The organism is Vibrio fortis, from assembly GCF_000695685.1.
Classification (GTDB): Bacteria; Pseudomonadota; Gammaproteobacteria; order Enterobacterales; family Vibrionaceae; genus Vibrio; species Vibrio fortis_A.
Genome location: NZ_JFFR01000002.1, coordinates 1,034,725 through 1,050,826, shown reverse-complemented (window position 1 = coordinate 1,050,826; position 16,102 = coordinate 1,034,725). Strand labels below are relative to the sequence as shown.

The 16,102-nt window shown below is 46.2% G+C and carries 15 protein-coding genes; all 15 read left to right on the top strand.

Annotation, left to right across the window (positions count from 1 at the left end):
- On the top strand, positions 1-427 hold a 427-nt coding region (locus VFDL14_RS18075), incomplete at its 5' end, for a flagellin (RefSeq protein ID WP_032549677.1).
- An 813-nt stretch (positions 428-1,240) separates the two neighbouring features.
- Positions 1,241-2,371, top strand: coding sequence for a flagellin (locus VFDL14_RS18080; protein WP_032549674.1), 1,131 nt, complete (start codon positions 1,241-1,243; stop codon positions 2,369-2,371).
- 82 nt (positions 2,372-2,453) lie between these two features.
- Positions 2,454-2,879, top strand: a complete 426-nt coding sequence (flaG, locus tag VFDL14_RS18085) for a flagellar protein FlaG (protein WP_032549673.1) — start codon at positions 2,454-2,456, stop codon at positions 2,877-2,879.
- Positions 2,880-2,901: 22 nt separating this feature from the next.
- On the top strand, positions 2,902-4,929 hold the full coding sequence (gene fliD / locus VFDL14_RS18090) for a flagellar filament capping protein FliD (protein ID WP_032549671.1): 2,028 nt from the start codon (positions 2,902-2,904) through the stop codon (positions 4,927-4,929).
- A 3-nt stretch (positions 4,930-4,932) separates the two neighbouring features.
- Positions 4,933-5,238: a flagellar protein FliT gene (locus tag VFDL14_RS18095; RefSeq protein ID WP_032549670.1), complete on the top strand. Its 306-nt coding sequence runs from the start codon at positions 4,933-4,935 to the stop codon at positions 5,236-5,238.
- A gap of 12 nt (positions 5,239-5,250) precedes the next feature.
- Positions 5,251-5,661 (top strand): flagellar export chaperone FliS, encoded by a 411-nt coding sequence (fliS, locus tag VFDL14_RS18100; RefSeq protein WP_008218262.1) that lies wholly within the window; start codon positions 5,251-5,253, stop codon positions 5,659-5,661.
- A gap of 228 nt (positions 5,662-5,889) precedes the next feature.
- On the top strand, positions 5,890-7,356 hold the full coding sequence (locus VFDL14_RS18105; RefSeq protein ID WP_032549669.1) for a sigma-54 dependent transcriptional regulator: 1,467 nt from the start codon (positions 5,890-5,892) through the stop codon (positions 7,354-7,356).
- Between the two features lie 157 nt (positions 7,357-7,513).
- Positions 7,514-8,557, top strand: a complete 1,044-nt coding sequence (locus VFDL14_RS18110) for a sensor histidine kinase (RefSeq protein WP_032549668.1) — start codon at positions 7,514-7,516, stop codon at positions 8,555-8,557.
- Between the two features lie 30 nt (positions 8,558-8,587).
- The gene (locus VFDL14_RS18115) at positions 8,588-9,997 is read left to right on the top strand and encodes a sigma-54-dependent transcriptional regulator (protein ID WP_032549666.1); all 1,410 of its coding nucleotides are present in this window, start codon (positions 8,588-8,590) and stop codon (positions 9,995-9,997) included.
- A 146-nt stretch (positions 9,998-10,143) separates the two neighbouring features.
- Positions 10,144-10,455: a flagellar hook-basal body complex protein FliE gene (fliE, locus tag VFDL14_RS18120; protein WP_032549664.1), complete on the top strand. Its 312-nt coding sequence runs from the start codon at positions 10,144-10,146 to the stop codon at positions 10,453-10,455.
- A 16-nt stretch (positions 10,456-10,471) separates the two neighbouring features.
- Positions 10,472-12,214: a flagellar basal-body MS-ring/collar protein FliF gene (fliF, locus tag VFDL14_RS18125; RefSeq protein WP_032549662.1), complete on the top strand. Its 1,743-nt coding sequence runs from the start codon at positions 10,472-10,474 to the stop codon at positions 12,212-12,214.
- Positions 12,207-13,265, top strand: a complete 1,059-nt coding sequence (fliG, locus tag VFDL14_RS18130) for a flagellar motor switch protein FliG (RefSeq protein WP_032549661.1) — start codon at positions 12,207-12,209, stop codon at positions 13,263-13,265. Before fliF ends, fliG begins: the two co-directional genes overlap by 8 nt.
- A 188-nt stretch (positions 13,266-13,453) precedes the next feature.
- Positions 13,454-14,254 (top strand): flagellar assembly protein FliH, encoded by an 801-nt coding sequence (gene fliH / locus VFDL14_RS18135; RefSeq protein WP_032549660.1) that lies wholly within the window; start codon positions 13,454-13,456, stop codon positions 14,252-14,254.
- Complete coding sequence (gene fliI, locus VFDL14_RS18140; RefSeq protein WP_032549658.1) at positions 14,254-15,573, top strand: flagellar protein export ATPase FliI; 1,320 nt, start codon at positions 14,254-14,256, stop codon at positions 15,571-15,573. Before fliH ends, fliI begins: the two co-directional genes overlap by 1 nt.
- Before the next feature lie 54 nt (positions 15,574-15,627).
- Positions 15,628-16,065: a flagellar export protein FliJ gene (gene fliJ / locus VFDL14_RS18145; protein WP_032549657.1), complete on the top strand. Its 438-nt coding sequence runs from the start codon at positions 15,628-15,630 to the stop codon at positions 16,063-16,065.
- Positions 16,066-16,102 lie beyond the last annotated feature (37 nt).

Genomic DNA, 16,102 nt, shown 5'->3' with positions numbered 1-16,102 from the left:
TGTAACTGAAGATGGTAAGCTACAAATGTTCGCAGGTAACAACAAAGTAGACGGCAACGTAGACTTCTCTGGTGGTCTTGCAGGTGAGCTTGGCATTCAAGGTGGTAAAGAAGTAACGGTTGATACTATCGACGTAACATCGGTAGGTGGCGCACAAGAATCTGTTGCTATCATCGATGCTGCACTGAAGTACGTAGATAGCCACCGTGCAGAGCTGGGTGCATTCCAGAACCGCTTCGACCACGCTATCAACAACTTAGATAACATCAACGAAAACGTGAATGCATCTAAGAGCCGTATTAAAGACACAGACTTCGCGAAAGAAACGACGCAAATGACTAAGTCGCAAATTCTTTCTCAAGCGTCTAGCTCGATTCTTGCTCAAGCTAAGCAAGCACCGAACTCAGCACTTAGCCTTCTAGGTTAATCAAATAAAAGTGGCATTGCATTTGTCAGTGCCTCTTCCACAAATTAGCTCGTGGTGAGAGATGAGCGCTAAACAAACCCAGCTTCGGCTGGGTTTTCGCGTTTTTGGTGTTTGGTAAAGTGTTTTGGAATATCTAATTGTGTCGAGAGAGATTTCCTATCTCGCTCGCTCCTCGCGGTAGGGAATGACGATAAATGGGCAACTGGTAACTAACTCTAAATGTTCTAAACAGTCACCCCAGAGCCGAATAGAGAGAGGTATCAGGGAGCTTTCTATTGGAAGAAAGCAAGGTATGTAAGGTTATCGCTTTACGCCTTTATTAATGGTTCTTGTCATAAATGAGTTAGCCCCTAACTGTCATCCCAGAGCCGAGTAGAACGAGGCATCAGGGATCTCGTTCTTGCTCAGGTACAGATAAAGGGGCCGATTGTCACTGGTAAAGGAAGAGTTCTTTTTCTTTGATAAAAGGTAATGACCACCACCTCAACATCAAACGCAGTTAAATATCGACGCTTTCACAGCAAATTAATAAGTAACTATGTGCTTATAAATCCATCAATAGTTGAAACTTTAGCGAATATCGCCCGATTAATTGAACTACGATCACACTTTCTCTTGTTATTGAAAATAAAACCAAAAAAATCGATTTTTTTGTTAAAGCTTCTAATCAAAGCGCCGTTAAAGGGATTGAGAGAAATGAGATGTGCCAATGTGAGGTGAGAGACGCAGCGGTACATCAGACAATATTGATGTGTGCTTTATGTGAGGTGAGAGTCACTGGCGTGCATCAGAAATGCCTAAAGGAGATCAACTATGGCAATTAATGTAAACACTAACGTGTCTGCAATGACGGCTCAGCGCTACCTAAATGGCGCGGCTGAAGGTACTCAAAAATCAATGGAGCGTTTGTCTTCTGGCTATAAAATCAATAGCGCAAAAGACGATGCTGCAGGCCTGCAAATCTCGAACCGCTTAACGTCTCAAAGCCGCGGCCTAGACATGGCTGTGAAGAATGCGAACGACGGTATTTCTATTGCACAAACGGCTGAAGGTGCAATGAATGAGTCTACAAACATTCTGCAACGTATGCGTGACCTTTCTCTACAATCTGCAAACGGTTCAAACAGTAAAGCTGAACGTGTTGCAATCCAAGAAGAAGTAACAGCACTTAACGACGAGCTAAACCGTATTGCTGAGACTACATCTTTCGGTGGTAATAAGCTTCTAAACGGTACTTACGGTAGCCAATCTTTCCAAATCGGTGCGGATTCTGGTGAAGCTGTAATGCTATCTATGGGTAACATGCGTACTGACACTCAAGATATGGGTGGTAAGAGCTACACAGTTGAAGAAGGTAAAGATTCTTCTTGGACAGTAGCGGCAGGTTCTGACCTAACGATGAAGTACAAAGACAAGTTTGGTGAAGAGCAAGAAGTAAATATCTCTGCAAAAGCGGGTAACGATATTGAAGAACTTGCGACTTACATTAACGGTCAAAGTGAAGACGTTAAAGCTTCTGTCGGTGAAGGCGGCAAACTACAACTGTTCGCTTCAAGCCAAAAAGTACAAGGTGATGTTGAGTTTGGCGGCAGCCTATCTGGCGAGCTAGGCCTTGGTGACGGTAAAGAAGTAACTGTTAACGATATCGACGTAACTTCTGTAGCGGGCGCTAACGAAGCTGTTTCTATCATTGATGGTGCGCTTAAGTCTGTAGACAGCCAACGTGCTTCTCTGGGTGCTTTCCAAAACCGTTTTGATCACGCAATCAGCAACTTAGATAACATCAACGAAAACGTTAATGCATCTAAGAGCCGTATCAAAGATACTGATTACGCGAAAGAAACGACAGCTATGACGAAGTCTCAAATCCTACAACAGGCGAGTACTTCAATCCTAGCTCAAGCGAAGCAATCGCCATCAGCAGCTCTAAGCTTATTGGGCTAAGCTTACTTAGTAGGCGGCAATAGAGGTCTACCTTGGTAGGGCTCTAATGCCATGGCTCATTTAAGGTCGGAAGGAGAGTGTCATGGAAATATCATCCAGCGCATCGAACGTCCAGCCTTATGGCTCACCTAATGGCATTAAATTTGCATTCGATGAAGGTAGCAGTGCGCCAAGTGTTTCTAAACCACTAGAAGTTGCACCCAAAGATAAGGTAGAGAAATCGCAAGAGGATGCTACCGAAGCGGCGATTCAATTAGCTCAAGATAGACAAGAGCTGAATAAAGAAGAGCGCGTTAAAATGGTAGAGAAGATGAATGAGTTTATCTCTTCTATCAACAAGGGTGTCGCCTTTAAAGTGGATGAAGAATCGGGTAGAGATGTGGTGACGATATACGAAGCTACAACAGGTGATATTATTCGCCAAATACCAGATGAAGAAATGCTTGAGATTTTAAGGCGCCTAGCGGCCCAAACCTCAAATAGCGGGCTATTGGAGGCGAAGGTTTAAGTCGTATTATTGAGGTGATTTGATGAGTTTAGGCCCACTTGGGATGTCGTCTGGCATGGATATCAACTCCATGGTCAGCAAAATTGTAGATGCGGAGCGCGTGCCTAAGCAGCAACGTATCGACAATGAAAGAACGCGAATCGATTCCAGCATTAGTGCCTATGGAAGACTCAGAGAATCGCTTGATTCGATGAAGAACTTAATGACGAACTTTCGTCAGGAAAAAGCTTTCGCTGTGAGAACAGTTGAAAGTACCGATGACGGAGTTGTGTCTGCAACCGCTACTACGGATGCAATTGCAGGCAAATATGCCATCGATGTGTTGCAGCTTGCCCAAAGCCATAAAGTGGCTTCTGATGTTCTATCGGAAGACATGAAATTTGGCCCAGGTAAGCTGCAGGTTTCGCTTGGTGAGAAGAGCTTTGATGTACAAGTCGGTGAGCGCTCGAAACTTATCGACGTTGTACGAGGTATCAATGGCGCAAGCAATAACCCGGGTGTTCGTGCCTCGGTCATCAACGACGTTGAGGGCCCTCGCCTTATCGTTGCGTCAAACCTATCAGGTGTAGAGCAACAGATCAGCATTAATGTTGACGCTCAGTCGGATAATCCCCTCAAAAAACTTGAATACAAAACTCTTGAAGAGCGCGTAAAAGCCTTAGAATCGGCACGTCTCGCTGCTCAGGAGATCCTTTCAGAGCCTGCTCCAGGGCAAGAAACTGCCCCTATCGAAGCGGCAACTGAAACACCACAAGAGTTGGATGCTGATGGCAACCCTGTGCCACAAGAGGCGTCTGATTCTGAAAACCTACCGCTTGATTCAGAACTCGCTCAAGATCCAAGCAGTCAAACCTTTGGAGAGGCAGCCGCTGCAGCTGGCCAAGCAGCATTAGATGCAGCGAAGGCATCGGCTTCTGTTATGCCAGAAGACAATATCCCTGGTTGGACAGAAACTGCATCGGGCACCTTACTCGACTCCTATTACACGCCTGAGTTGGAACTGGATGAGAAAGCGATAGAGAAGGCGCCAGATGTTCCAGGTTGGACTAATGCCGCATCGGGCACATTGACGGACTCTTACGTGACACCGAAAGAAGCTCAGCAAAAGCTTGAGGCTGAGCAAGCTCGTATCGAAGAGAAAACCGCTGAAGAGAAGGCAGCGCTAGCAGAACGTGTTGCCAAGGGCGAGATTACTGAACAACAAGCTAAAGAGATTGAGCGGTCAAAACTTCCTCAAGAAGAGCGAGAGCACCTAGAAAAAATCGATAAAGCTCAAGCGGATCTAGAGAAAGCGCAGCAATCTTTTGATACCTACAGTGGTATGACTGAGGTTCAAGCGGGTCAAGACTCCATGGTTGTATTGGATGGTGTGGCTCAGCTTTCGAGTAACAACAATGTGATTGAAGATGCAATTGAGGGTATCGACATCACAGTAAAAGGCAAAACACCGAAAGACAAAGCTCCTGCAGAGATTGGTGTTGAGTATGACCGTGGTAGTGTGCGTCAGGATATTGAAGCCTTTGTTGCGTCATACAATCAGTTTTACCAAGTGTCGCAAAGCTTATCGGGTGTCGATCCGACCACCGGTCAAAAAGGACCGTTGGCAGGTGACAGTACAGTGAGAAACGCAGACTCACGTTTGAAGAGCGTGTTTTCAACCAGCATTAAAGATGCGCCGCCGGATATCAGTTCCCTAACTGAGTTTGGTATCACCACAACCCGTCAAGGTACCCTTGAAATCAACTACGACATGTTGGACCGCCAATTGAACAACAACTTCGATAAGTTGGGTGATTTCTTTGGTGGTAACAATGGTTTTGCTAAAAAGGTTGAAGACGCCATTCAAGGCATTACAGGCGTAACAGGCTCAATTCGAACGCGTGAACGAAGCTTGGTTGAACAGAACTATCGTTTAGTTGATGATCAAGCGGCACTTGATCGCCGCATGGAAGGGTTGGAAAGTCGCACTCACTCTCGCTTTACTGCGATGCAAGAAGCGACCGGCAAAATGCAGTCCCAGTTGGGCAGCATGATGAATGCGTTGGGCTAATAGATGATGGACGAACTTCAGAAGCTTTGTGAACTAGATCAACAAATTATGGCTAAGTTCGAAATAAGTGAAATTAATACTGAAGAAATAATGGCGCTTGTCGATAACAGAGAACAGTTGTTGCAAAACGTGCTTCATTTATTGGACTCACATCCCGACGTTAAGCAAAGTTCGGAATGGTACAACGCCATTACGAGAACAAGAAAATTGGTTGAATTGATGCAAACGGAAACGACACGAGTCGGCAAAGACTTGAAGAAGTACCGCCACGGAAATAAATCAGTTCAACAGTATAAAAAGTTTTTATAAAAGAGGTTTACTATGCGCGGTTCTTTACAGGCATATAAAAAGGTATCAGTGGATAGTCAGCTTACTGCTGCCTCACCCCATAAAATTGTTCAAATGTTGATGGCAGGTGCTATCGAGCGTCTTATTCAAGGTAAGGCGGCGATGCAAGCAGGGAATATTCCTGTTAAGGGTGAGCGTCTGGGTAAAGCGTTAGACATCATTATTAGCCTTCGTAGCTGTCTATCAATGGACGACGGTGGTGATATTGCTAAAAACCTAGATCAACTTTATGAGTTTATGATCACTCAAATTTCTGCGGCGAATCACAAAAATGACCCTCAACCTATTGATGATGTGATTGATATCATCCGTGAGATTAAGAGCGCTTGGGACCAGATCCCGAATGAATATCACAATTTAACCTCTGCTGAAGTGGGTATTTAGAGAAAATTCAAAGTTCTAACCGATCTCACATGAGTTAATTGGTTGGTTGCCTTATTTTTTTAATCAAATAAAATAGAAGCCATTAGATAGCCTAATGGCTTTTTTTCGTTGCTGATTTTCATAATTTGTCTATCGTTAATCTTATCAATGATACTTTTTCTGTTTTATAGATTACGTTGCTTAATGTTTTCCGCATCACACCAATAATAAAGGCAATACATCCTACTTATGCAAGGTTTGTCAAAACTGCTTGTCGTAGACGATAATGCTCAAGAGCGTCACAATTTAAGCACAATATTAGAGTTTGTAGGAGAGGGCTGCGAAGTTGTCAGCTCTGAACAAGCACACAAGGTCGACTGGTCTCAACAGTGGGCGGGGTGCATTATTGGCTCTATTAAGGGCAACGGCTTCACATCTTTACTCAATGAACAGCTGATCAACGCTAACCATATCCCCTTGTTAGTGATGGGCAAGCACAACTATTCTGTGGATGAGTTAACCAACTATGTTGGTGAGCTAGAACTGCCACTCAATTACCCGCAACTTAGTGATGCATTAAGGCATTGCAAAGACTTCTTAGGCCGCAAAGGCGTTAATGTCGTCTCATCAGCACGCAAAAATACTCTGTTTCGCAGCCTAGTCGGTCAAAGCTCTGGTATTCAGGAGGTACGTCACCTCATCGAGCAAGTCTCTTCTACCGAAGCAAACGTGTTGATCTTAGGTGAGTCGGGTACGGGTAAAGAGGTTGTAGCACGTAACATTCATTACCATTCAAAACGCCGTGGTGGACCTTTCGTTCCTGTGAACTGTGGTGCTATCCCACCAGACTTGTTGGAGAGCGAACTCTTTGGTCACGAAAAAGGGGCGTTTACTGGTGCGATTACCGCACGTAAGGGCCGCTTTGAACTGGCAGAAGGTGGAACCTTATTCCTGGATGAAGTTGGCGATATGCCAATGGCGATGCAGGTAAAACTGCTTCGTGTGTTGCAAGAGCGTTGTTTTGAACGCGTAGGCGGCAACGCAACGCTACAAGCCAATGTTCGCGTCATTGCTGCAACACACCGTAATCTTGAGAGCATGATCGATGATGAAGCGTTCCGCGAGGACCTTTACTACCGATTGAATGTGTTCCCAATTGAGATGCCTGCACTGCAAGAACGTAAAGAAGACATTCCGTTATTACTACAAGAGTTGATGACGCGTATGGAAGCGGAAGGCAGCATGCCGATCTGCTTTACGCCACGTGCTGTTAATTCTTTGATGGAACATGACTGGCCAGGCAACGTTCGCGAGTTGGCGAATCTAGTTGAACGTATGGTTATTCTGTATCCAAACAGCTTAGTTGATGTGAACCATCTGCCAACTAAGTATCGCTATAGTGATATCCCAGAGTTCCAACCAGAGTTCAATAGCTTTGTGTCGGAAGAAGAGCAAGAGCGCGACGCATTAGCGGATCTATTCTCTGAAGATTTCAGTTTTGATCAACAAGATGATCTCAATGATAACGCCAATGCACCTCAAGAGCTGCCACCAGAAGGCGTCAACTTAAAAGAGTTACTCGCTGATTTGGAAGTGAATATGATCAACCAAGCTTTGGAAGCTCAAGGTGGTGTGGTTGCTCGTGCGGCAGACATGTTGGGTATGCGACGTACAACCCTTGTTGAGAAAATGCGCAAATACAATTTGCAGCGATAAATCCTACTGAATACGGTAGCTCATGGAGAACCCTGATCTACCTTTTAATCAGAGATAGCCGAGTTGTTGACGGCTTAACTATGTGATAAATATAGCGAATAGCCTGATGTGTGTGGTGCATGTCAGGCTATTCTAGTATTTGAGGCCAATTTTTTATATGCACGCATCTGACCAACCAGAAAACCAATCACACCTAGACTCTGTTGAGCAGCAAGTTGAGCGGTACAAGCAAGTACTCGATGTGATGCCTGCTGGCGTTATCTTGTTGGATACTCAAGGTGAAGTTAGAGAAGCTAACCCTGAAGCCCACCGCATATTAGGTGTTGAACTGGTGGGAGAGAAGTGGTTCTCAGTGATACAGAGTGCATTTGATCCCAAAGACGATGATGGCCACGAAATCTCACTGAAAAATGGACGTAAAGTTCGTTTGGCGATCTCAGCATCAGCCACTGGTCAGTTGATCTTGATTACCGATCTGACAGAAACTCGACTGCTTCAATCGCGTGTGAGTGATCTTCAAAGACTCTCTTCACTAGGAAGAATGGTCGCCTCTTTGGCGCACCAAGTTCGTACACCATTGTCCAGTGCGATGCTCTATGCTTCTAATTTAGCTGCGCCAAACTTGCCACCTGCCACAAAAACGCGCTTTCAAACTAAGCTTATGGATAGACTGCATGACCTTGAGAAGCAGGTTAATGATATGCTGTTGTTCGCTAAAGGTGGTGATAACAAAGTCGTGAAGCCATTTACGGTGTCAGAGTTGATCGCTGAATATCAGCCGATGGTCGAGACGGCACTCAAGACCAACAACATCGATTATTTCCAAGAAGTCGAAGGTGAAGAGACGCAAATGTTTGGTAATGCCAACGCTATCGCCTCTGCTTTGAGTAACTTGGTTCTCAATGCCGTCCAGATTGCGGGTAAAGAGTCGCAAATCGATGTGTTTTTCCGACCGGTGAACGGCGAGCTTAAGATCTCGGTTCAAGACAGTGGCCCTGGTGTACCGAAAGAGCTGCAAGGAAAGATCATGGAGCCGTTTTTCACTACGCGCTCTCAAGGCACAGGTCTTGGTTTGGCTGTGGTACAGATGGTGTGCCGCGCTCATGAAGGGCGATTAGAATTAATATCAGAAGAGGGCGACGGTGCATGCTTTACGATGTGCTTACCACTAGAACGCGCCTCTACTGCTGAAAGTATTTAAGTTTTAACTGAATTTACACTGGAGAATCACATGGCTCAAAGCAAAGTGTTAATCGTAGAAGATGATGAAGGTCTACGTGAAGCCTTGGTCGATACGCTCGCGCTCGCTGGCTACGAATGGCTAGAAGCGGACTGCGCGGAAGATGCTCTGGTCAAGTTAAAGTCTAACTCCGTTGATATCGTCGTATCCGATGTTCAGATGGCGGGCATGGGCGGATTAGCCCTATTAAGAAATATCAAACAGAACTGGCCGAATCTGCCAGTGCTATTGATGACAGCTTACGCCAACATTGAAGATGCCGTTGCCGCGATGAAAGAAGGCGCGATTGATTACATGGCTAAGCCATTCGCACCAGAAGTCCTTCTAAATATGGTGAGCCGCTATGCACCGGTTAAGTCTGACGATAACGGCGATGCTGTGGTTGCCGATGAGAAGAGCCTTAAGTTATTAATGTTGGCTGACAAGGTCGCTAAAACCGATGCCAATGTGATGGTTCTAGGTCCAAGCGGTTCGGGTAAAGAGGTGATGTCGCGCTATATCCATAACGCTTCTAACCGTAAAGATGGCCCATTCGTTGCGATTAACTGTGCTGCGATTCCTGACAATATGCTTGAAGCAACTCTGTTTGGATATGAAAAAGGTGCCTTCACTGGTGCGATCCAAGCGTGTCCGGGTAAGTTTGAACAGGCACAGGGTGGTACAATTTTGCTGGATGAGATCAGTGAGATGGATCTTAATCTTCAGGCGAAACTGTTACGTGTACTGCAGGAGCGCGAGGTAGAACGCCTTGGTAGCCGTAAGAGCATTAAGCTCGACGTACGTGTGTTGGCAACCAGTAACCGTGATTTAAAACAGTATGTCTCGGAAGGCAATTTCCGTGAAGACTTGTATTACCGACTCAATGTATTCCCAATCTCTTGGCCACCACTGTGTGAACGCAAGGGAGATATTGAGCCACTAGCTAAGCATCTAATTGAGCGTCACTGCACCAAGCTGGGGATGCCTGTACCAACGATTTCGGCTGATGCAATCGGCAAACTGGTGAGCTACCCATGGCCAGGAAATGTACGAGAATTAGACAATGTTGTACAGCGTGCGCTAATATTGAGCGAACAAGCTAACATCTCCGGAGAGCATATTTTGCTTGAAGGTGTAGATTGGCAAGATGCCAGTGGCCTACAGCAAATTGTTGAAGGTAACGATGTAGCAACGCCAGATGTTAAACCAATCGCCGAAGCCAACCCTGTTACTAAAGTCTCCTCTGCTGGCGAAGGATTGGGCAACGAACTGCGTGATCAAGAGTACGCTATTATTCTCGAGACGCTGATCGCTTGTAATGGTCGTCGTAAAGATATGGCCGAGAAATTGGGCATTAGCCCGCGTACTCTACGCTATAAATTGGCGAAAATGCGTGATGCTGGGATAGATATCCCAAACTAAGATACGATTAATCCTGCATTGAATGTGGACATAGAGTACGATATTTAATCACTCTGCCACTGTCTTTTTATAGACAGTGGCACATTAATTGCTCTATCAATAGTACAGCAACAAAGAAAGTCATAATTTTGACTCTGAGGTAGTAAATGAGAATAGATGGTTTACAAGGCGAGATGCAGGCAATGATGGTCGAAGCTGCAAACACGCGTCCGGCGGCGACTGGACAAACGGTTGGTGCAGATTTCGGCAATATGTTGACGCAAGCCATCAATAACGTGAACTCGTTACAGAAAACCTCAGGAGATCTTCAAACGCGTTTTGATAGCGGTGATGAGAGTGTCTCTCTCTCCGACGTAATGATTGCTCGAAATAAATCTAGTGTGGCTTTTGAAGCGACGATTCAGATCAGGAACAAACTGGTTGAGTCGTACAAAGAGCTGATGAATATGCCGGTATAGTGTTAGGTAGTAGATAGTGGCAGAAAATAGTCAAACAACAGATTTAGCCGTTAGTGATGCGAATGACCATGCACTCGTTGCAGGGGCTGACGTAGATAACGAAGGGCAAAATCCAGATCTAGGTGAGCGTAGTTCATCGAAGTTCGATATGGCGGTAGGTGATCTTGATCTCCTCCGTCAGGTTGTACTTGTTCTTTCGATTTCTATATGTGTCGCATTAATCGTGATGCTGTTTTTCTGGGTGAAAGAGCCAGAAATGCGTCCGTTAGGTGCGTATGAGACTGAAGAACTGATCCCAGTGCTTGATTACCTTGATCAACAAAAGATTCAATACTCATTAGAAGGCAATACCATTTCGGTTCCAGCCAGCGAATATAACTCACTGAAGCTGGACATGGTGCGTGCCGGTCTGAATCAAGAGAAAAACGCAGGTGACGATATCCTAATGCAGGATATGGGCTTTGGTGTATCTCAACGTCTTGAACAAGAGCGTTTAAAGTTAAGCCGTGAGCGTCAGCTAGCGAAAGCGATCGAACAGATGAAACAGGTGCGTAAGGCACAAGTTTTGTTGGCGCTACCAAAACAGAGTGTGTTTGTTCGTCATAATCAAGAAGCTTCAGCTTCCGTATTTTTGACGCTTAAAACGGGGACCAATCTCAAGCAACAAGAAGTAGACTCTGTTGTGGACATGGTCGCTAGTGCTGTCCCTGGGATGAAAACGTCACGAATTACAGTGACCGACCAACATGGTCGTCTATTGAGCTCTGGTTCTCAAGACCCTGCTTCAGCGGCTCGCCGTAAAGAGCATGAATTAGAGCGTAATCAAGAGCAGGCACTTCGTGAAAAGATTGACTCTGTATTGATTCCAATTCTTGGTTTCGGCAACTACACAGCGCAAGTAGACATTCAGCTTGATTTCAGTGCTGTCGAGCAGACTCGTAAGCGTTTTGACCCAAATACTCCTGCAACGCGCAGTGAGTACACGCTAGAAGATTACAACAACGGTAATACCGTGGCAGGTGTACCGGGTGCTTTGAGTAACCAACCGCCGGTGGATGCATCGATTCCACAAGATGTCGCGCAAATGAAAGATGGCTCGCTAATGGGGCAAGGCTCGGTTCATAAAGAAGCAACACGCAACTTTGAACTTGATACTACCATCAGCCATGAACGTAAGCAGAGCGGCACGGTTAACCGTCAAACGGTTTCAGTCGCGATTAAAAACCGTCAGTCTGTGAACCCAGATACCGGTGAAGTGGTTCACACACCACTGAGTGAAACAGAGATTAATGCGATCAGACAAGTTCTGATTGGTACGGTTGGTTTTGATGAAGGCCGTGGTGATTTGTTGAATGTATTGAGCGTTCAATTTGCACCGCAAGTGACTGATGTGTTGCCAGATGTGCCTATTTGGGAACACCCGAACTTCAACGATTGGGTTCGTTGGTTTGCAAGTGCACTCGTCATCATTGTCGTCGTTCTTGTACTGGTTCGCCCAGCTATGAAGAAACTGCTTAACCCAGCTGAAGACACTGATGATCAAGCATACGGCCCTGATGGACTACCGATTGGTGCCGATGGCGAGACTAGCCTGATTGGCAGCGATATTGAAGGTGGGGAACTGTTCGAGTTTGGCTCAAGCATTGACTTACCAAACCTTCATAAAGATGAAGATGTGTTGAAAGCAGTACGTGCTCTGGTAGCAAATGAACCAGAGCTAGCGGCTCAAGTAGTTAAGAATTGGATGGCAGATGGCTAACGAAATTGTTCCACAAGGTGAAGGTGGAGAAGTGGCAGAAGTTGCGAACGTCGATATCGCATCAATTTCTGGTGACGAACGCGCAGCGATCTTGTTGTTAAGTCTTAACGAAGAAGATGCTGCGGGTATTATCCGACACCTTGAACCAAAACAGGTTCAGCGTGTGGGTAGTGCGATGGCGCGTGCAGCTGACCTTTCTCAAGAGAAAGTAGGCGCAGTGCACCGTGCTTTCCTAGACGATATTCAGAAGTACACTAATATCGGTATGGGTAGCGAAGACTTTATGCGTAATGCGCTGGTGGCTGCTCTGGGTGAAGATAAAGCGAATAACCTTGTTGACCAAATCCTTCTGGGTACCGGCTCGAAAGGCTTGGATTCATTGAAGTGGATGGATCCTCGTCAGGTTGCGAGCATCATTATCAATGAGCACCCGCAGATCCAAACTATCGTGCTTTCGTACCTTGAGGCGGATCAGTCGGCAGAGATCTTGTCGCAGTTCCCTGAGCGTGTTCGCTTAGATCTGATGATGCGTATTGCGAACCTTGAAGAAGTTCAACCGTCAGCACTGGCTGAGCTGAACGAAATCATGGAGAAACAGTTTGCGGGTCAAGCTGGTGCTCAAGCGGCCAAGATTGGCGGCCTGAAGGCAGCGGCAGAGATCATGAACTACATGGACAACAACGTCGAGGGCGTGTTGATGGATCAAATCCGCGACCAAGACGAAGACATGGCAACCCAGATTCAAGACCTTATGTTCGTATTCGAGAACCTTATCGAAGTCGACGACCAAGGTGTTCAGAAGTTGCTGCGTGATGTACCACAAGACGTTCTTCAGAAAGCACTTAAAGGCGCTGATGAAGGTCTACGCGAGAAGATCTTCAAGAACATGTCTAAACGTGCTGCCGATATGATGAGAGACGATATCGAGGCGATGCCGCCAGTGAAAGTATCGGATGTTGAAGCTGCTCAGAAAGAGATCTTGGGCATTGCGAGGAAAATGGCCGACAGCGGTGAGATTATGCTGTCTGGTGGTGCCGACGAGTTCCTATAAGTTAGAAACGACTAAGCCCCACACTGATGGGGCTTTTCTTTATCGATTTCATTGTTATTTTTCGTTTACGTAAACGGTGTGCTAGAACGGTTTGTTCTTGCTCGCTTCTCAACTGCCCATTGAGCTCTAAACTCTATGGATTGAAGTATGGTTATGTAGACTCTTGGTCTATTTGATAGGTATTTATTATGTCAGGTGATAGAAAGCGCGGCTTTTTCCGTCCCGATGAGGACAACACGGTAGCGGAACCTCAAAAGTGGGGGCTGCCTGATTATACGTCTGATACGCACCAACAAGCGAAAGAGACGGCTTTCAACTACGACCCAAGCTGGATGCCAACCGTAGAAGAAGCGATTGAAGACGAAGAGTTGGTGCTGACCGAAGAGCAGATCGAGCTAATTAAGCAAGGTGCCTATCAAGAGGGGCTGCATCAAGGTCAAGAAGCGGGCTTCAAGCAAGGCTATGAAAAAGGCAAAGAAGAAGGCTTTGCTGCAGGTCATGCGGAAGGTACCGAAGCGGGTAAGCTTGAAGGTGTGACTGCTGGGCAAGAGTATATTCAGCAGCAAGTCGCAATTTTTATGGGACTTGCCAACCAATTTGCTCAACCTTTAGAGCTGATGAATGCTCAGGTTGAAAAACAGCTCGTCGATATGGTGCTGACCATGGTTAAAGAGGTGGTGCATGTTGAAGTGCAGACCAATCCTCAGATTATTCTTGATACCGTGAAAGAGTCAGTCGAGTCTCTACCTATCTCAGGCCACGCGATCACACTTAAGTTGCACCCTGAAGATGTCACAATCATTCGTTCTGCCTATGGTGAAACAGAATTGGATTGTCGCAACTGGACGCTTGTAGCTGAGCCTGCGTTGAATCGCGGTGATGTTCAGATCGAAGCGGGTGAATCGAGCGTGAACTACCGTATGGAAGATCGTGTGCGTCAGGTTATTCAAAATTTTTGTGGCGTGAATCGTCATCAAGGTAACGAATAGTGTTAGCGCTTGCAGAACGCCTTGGCCAGTACAAGGTCGACGGTCTTAAATCTCGCCCGATCGCCTCGGGCAAACTTATCCGTGTAGTTGGACTTACTTTGGAAGCGACAGGGTGTAAGGCGCCGATCGGTAGTCTTTGTCTAGTCGAAACCATGTCCGGACATATGGAAGCTGAGGTAGTCGGCTTTTCTGGAGACAATCTTTTCTTAATGCCGAGCGAGCAAATCACAGGCATCTTGCCCGGTGCTCGCGTTACACCAATGACCAGTGAGAGTGGTATTCCAGTTGGTATGGAACTGCTTGGTCGCGTGATTGACGGTGTGGGTAACCCATTAGATGGGTTAGGCCCGCTTTATACTGAAAATCGCGCCTCGTTTAATGCCGAGCCGATCAACCCATTGGCTCGTAAACCTATCTCTGAGCCTTTGGATGTTGGCCTAAAAGCGATTAACGGCCTTCTTACCGTAGGCAAAGGTCAACGTATTGGCCTGTTTGCAGGTTCTGGTGTTGGTAAATCGGTGACACTTGGAATGATGACTCGAGGTACAACCGCTCAAGTGGTGGTCGTGGGTCTGATTGGTGAGCGTGGACGAGAAGTTAAAGAGTTCATTGAAGAGATCCTTGGCGAGGATGGCCGTAAACGCTCGGTTGTCGTAGCTGCACCTGCAGATGCCTCACCTTTGATGCGACTTAAGGGCTGTCAAACGGCGCTTACAGTGGCAGAGTACTTCCGTGACCAAGGCCTTGATGTTCTGCTGTTGATGGATTCACTGACCCGTTTTGCGCAAGCTCAGCGTGAGATTGCCCTTTCTGTGGGGGAGCCGCCAGCCACCAAAGGTTATCCGCCATCGGTGTTCGCTAAATTGCCTGCGTTGGTTGAACGCGCTGGTAATGGCAGTGACGAGCAAGGCTCAATAACCGCATTCTTCACGGTTTTGACCGAAGGAGATGATCTCCAAGATCCGATTGCCGATGCGTCGCGTGCGATTCTGGATGGTCACGTTGTATTGTCGCGTGAAATGGCTGATGCCGGTCACTATCCTGCGATTGATGTAGAGAAGTCGGTGAGTCGTGTTATGCCACAAATCACGTCAGAAGAGCATGTTCTGATGTCGAAAGCGGTAAGACAGGTACTGTCGATTTGTCGTAAGAACCAAGATTTGGTCTCTATCGGTGCCTACAAGCCGGGGACGGATCCAGCGATTGATAGTGCGTTTACGCTTAAGCCGAAACTTGATGAGTATCTGCAGCAGAAAATGAAAGAGACTGTACCTTACGATATGTGTGTCAATATGTTGAAACACGTGTTGGGAGGTTAGTTCGGTGATGACGTTTAATGATATGACGGTGTTTAATAAGCAGAGTGTTTGCTGATGGATAACGCACTTGAATTCTTGCTAGAGCAAGCAAAAGAGAAAGAGAATCAGGCGGTGTTGGCACTCAACAAAGCCAATGCTGAGCTGCAAGGTTATTACGAACAAGTCGCGCAGATTGAAAAATACCGTTTGGATTATTGTCAGCAATTAGTCGACCGCGGTAAAGCTGGGCTAACAGCGAGCCAATATGGACACCTGAATCGATTTCTTACTCAATTAGATGACACGCTATCCAAACAAAAAGAGGCAGAAGGGCACTTCAAGAGCCAGGTTGATAACTGCCAAGAGTATTGGATGGAGCTACGCAAACAGCGTAAGTCATACGAATGGTTAATGGAAAAGAAGCAGAAAGAAAAAGCGAAGCTGCAAGACCAACGTGAGCAGAAACAGATGGATGAGTTTTCGACCCTGTTATACAGCCGACAACGTCGCTAGTTTTTCCCTCAATCTCACACTTTATTGACCTTTCTCA

Excerpts from the sequence above, each read along its gene's own strand:
- fliE (WP_032549664.1), top strand. The coding sequence starts at position 10,144 with ATGAGAATAGATGGTTTACAAGGCGAGATGCAGGCAATGATGGTCGAA.
- fliG (WP_032549661.1), top strand. The coding sequence starts at position 12,207 with ATGGCTAACGAAATTGTTCCACAAGGTGAAGGTGGAGAAGTGGCAGAA.
- VFDL14_RS18110 (WP_032549668.1), top strand. The coding sequence starts at position 7,514 with ATGCACGCATCTGACCAACCAGAAAACCAATCACACCTAGACTCTGTT.
- VFDL14_RS18095 (WP_032549670.1), top strand. The coding sequence starts at position 4,933 with ATGATGGACGAACTTCAGAAGCTTTGTGAACTAGATCAACAAATTATG.
- VFDL14_RS18080 (WP_032549674.1), top strand. The coding sequence starts at position 1,241 with ATGGCAATTAATGTAAACACTAACGTGTCTGCAATGACGGCTCAGCGC.
- flaG (WP_032549673.1), top strand. The coding sequence starts at position 2,454 with ATGGAAATATCATCCAGCGCATCGAACGTCCAGCCTTATGGCTCACCT.
- VFDL14_RS18105 (WP_032549669.1), top strand. The coding sequence starts at position 5,890 with ATGCAAGGTTTGTCAAAACTGCTTGTCGTAGACGATAATGCTCAAGAG.
- fliD (WP_032549671.1), top strand. The coding sequence starts at position 2,902 with ATGAGTTTAGGCCCACTTGGGATGTCGTCTGGCATGGATATCAACTCC.
- fliS (WP_008218262.1), top strand. The coding sequence starts at position 5,251 with ATGCGCGGTTCTTTACAGGCATATAAAAAGGTATCAGTGGATAGTCAG.
- VFDL14_RS18115 (WP_032549666.1), top strand. The coding sequence starts at position 8,588 with ATGGCTCAAAGCAAAGTGTTAATCGTAGAAGATGATGAAGGTCTACGT.
- fliJ (WP_032549657.1), top strand. The coding sequence starts at position 15,628 with ATGGATAACGCACTTGAATTCTTGCTAGAGCAAGCAAAAGAGAAAGAG.
- fliH (WP_032549660.1), top strand. The coding sequence starts at position 13,454 with ATGTCAGGTGATAGAAAGCGCGGCTTTTTCCGTCCCGATGAGGACAAC.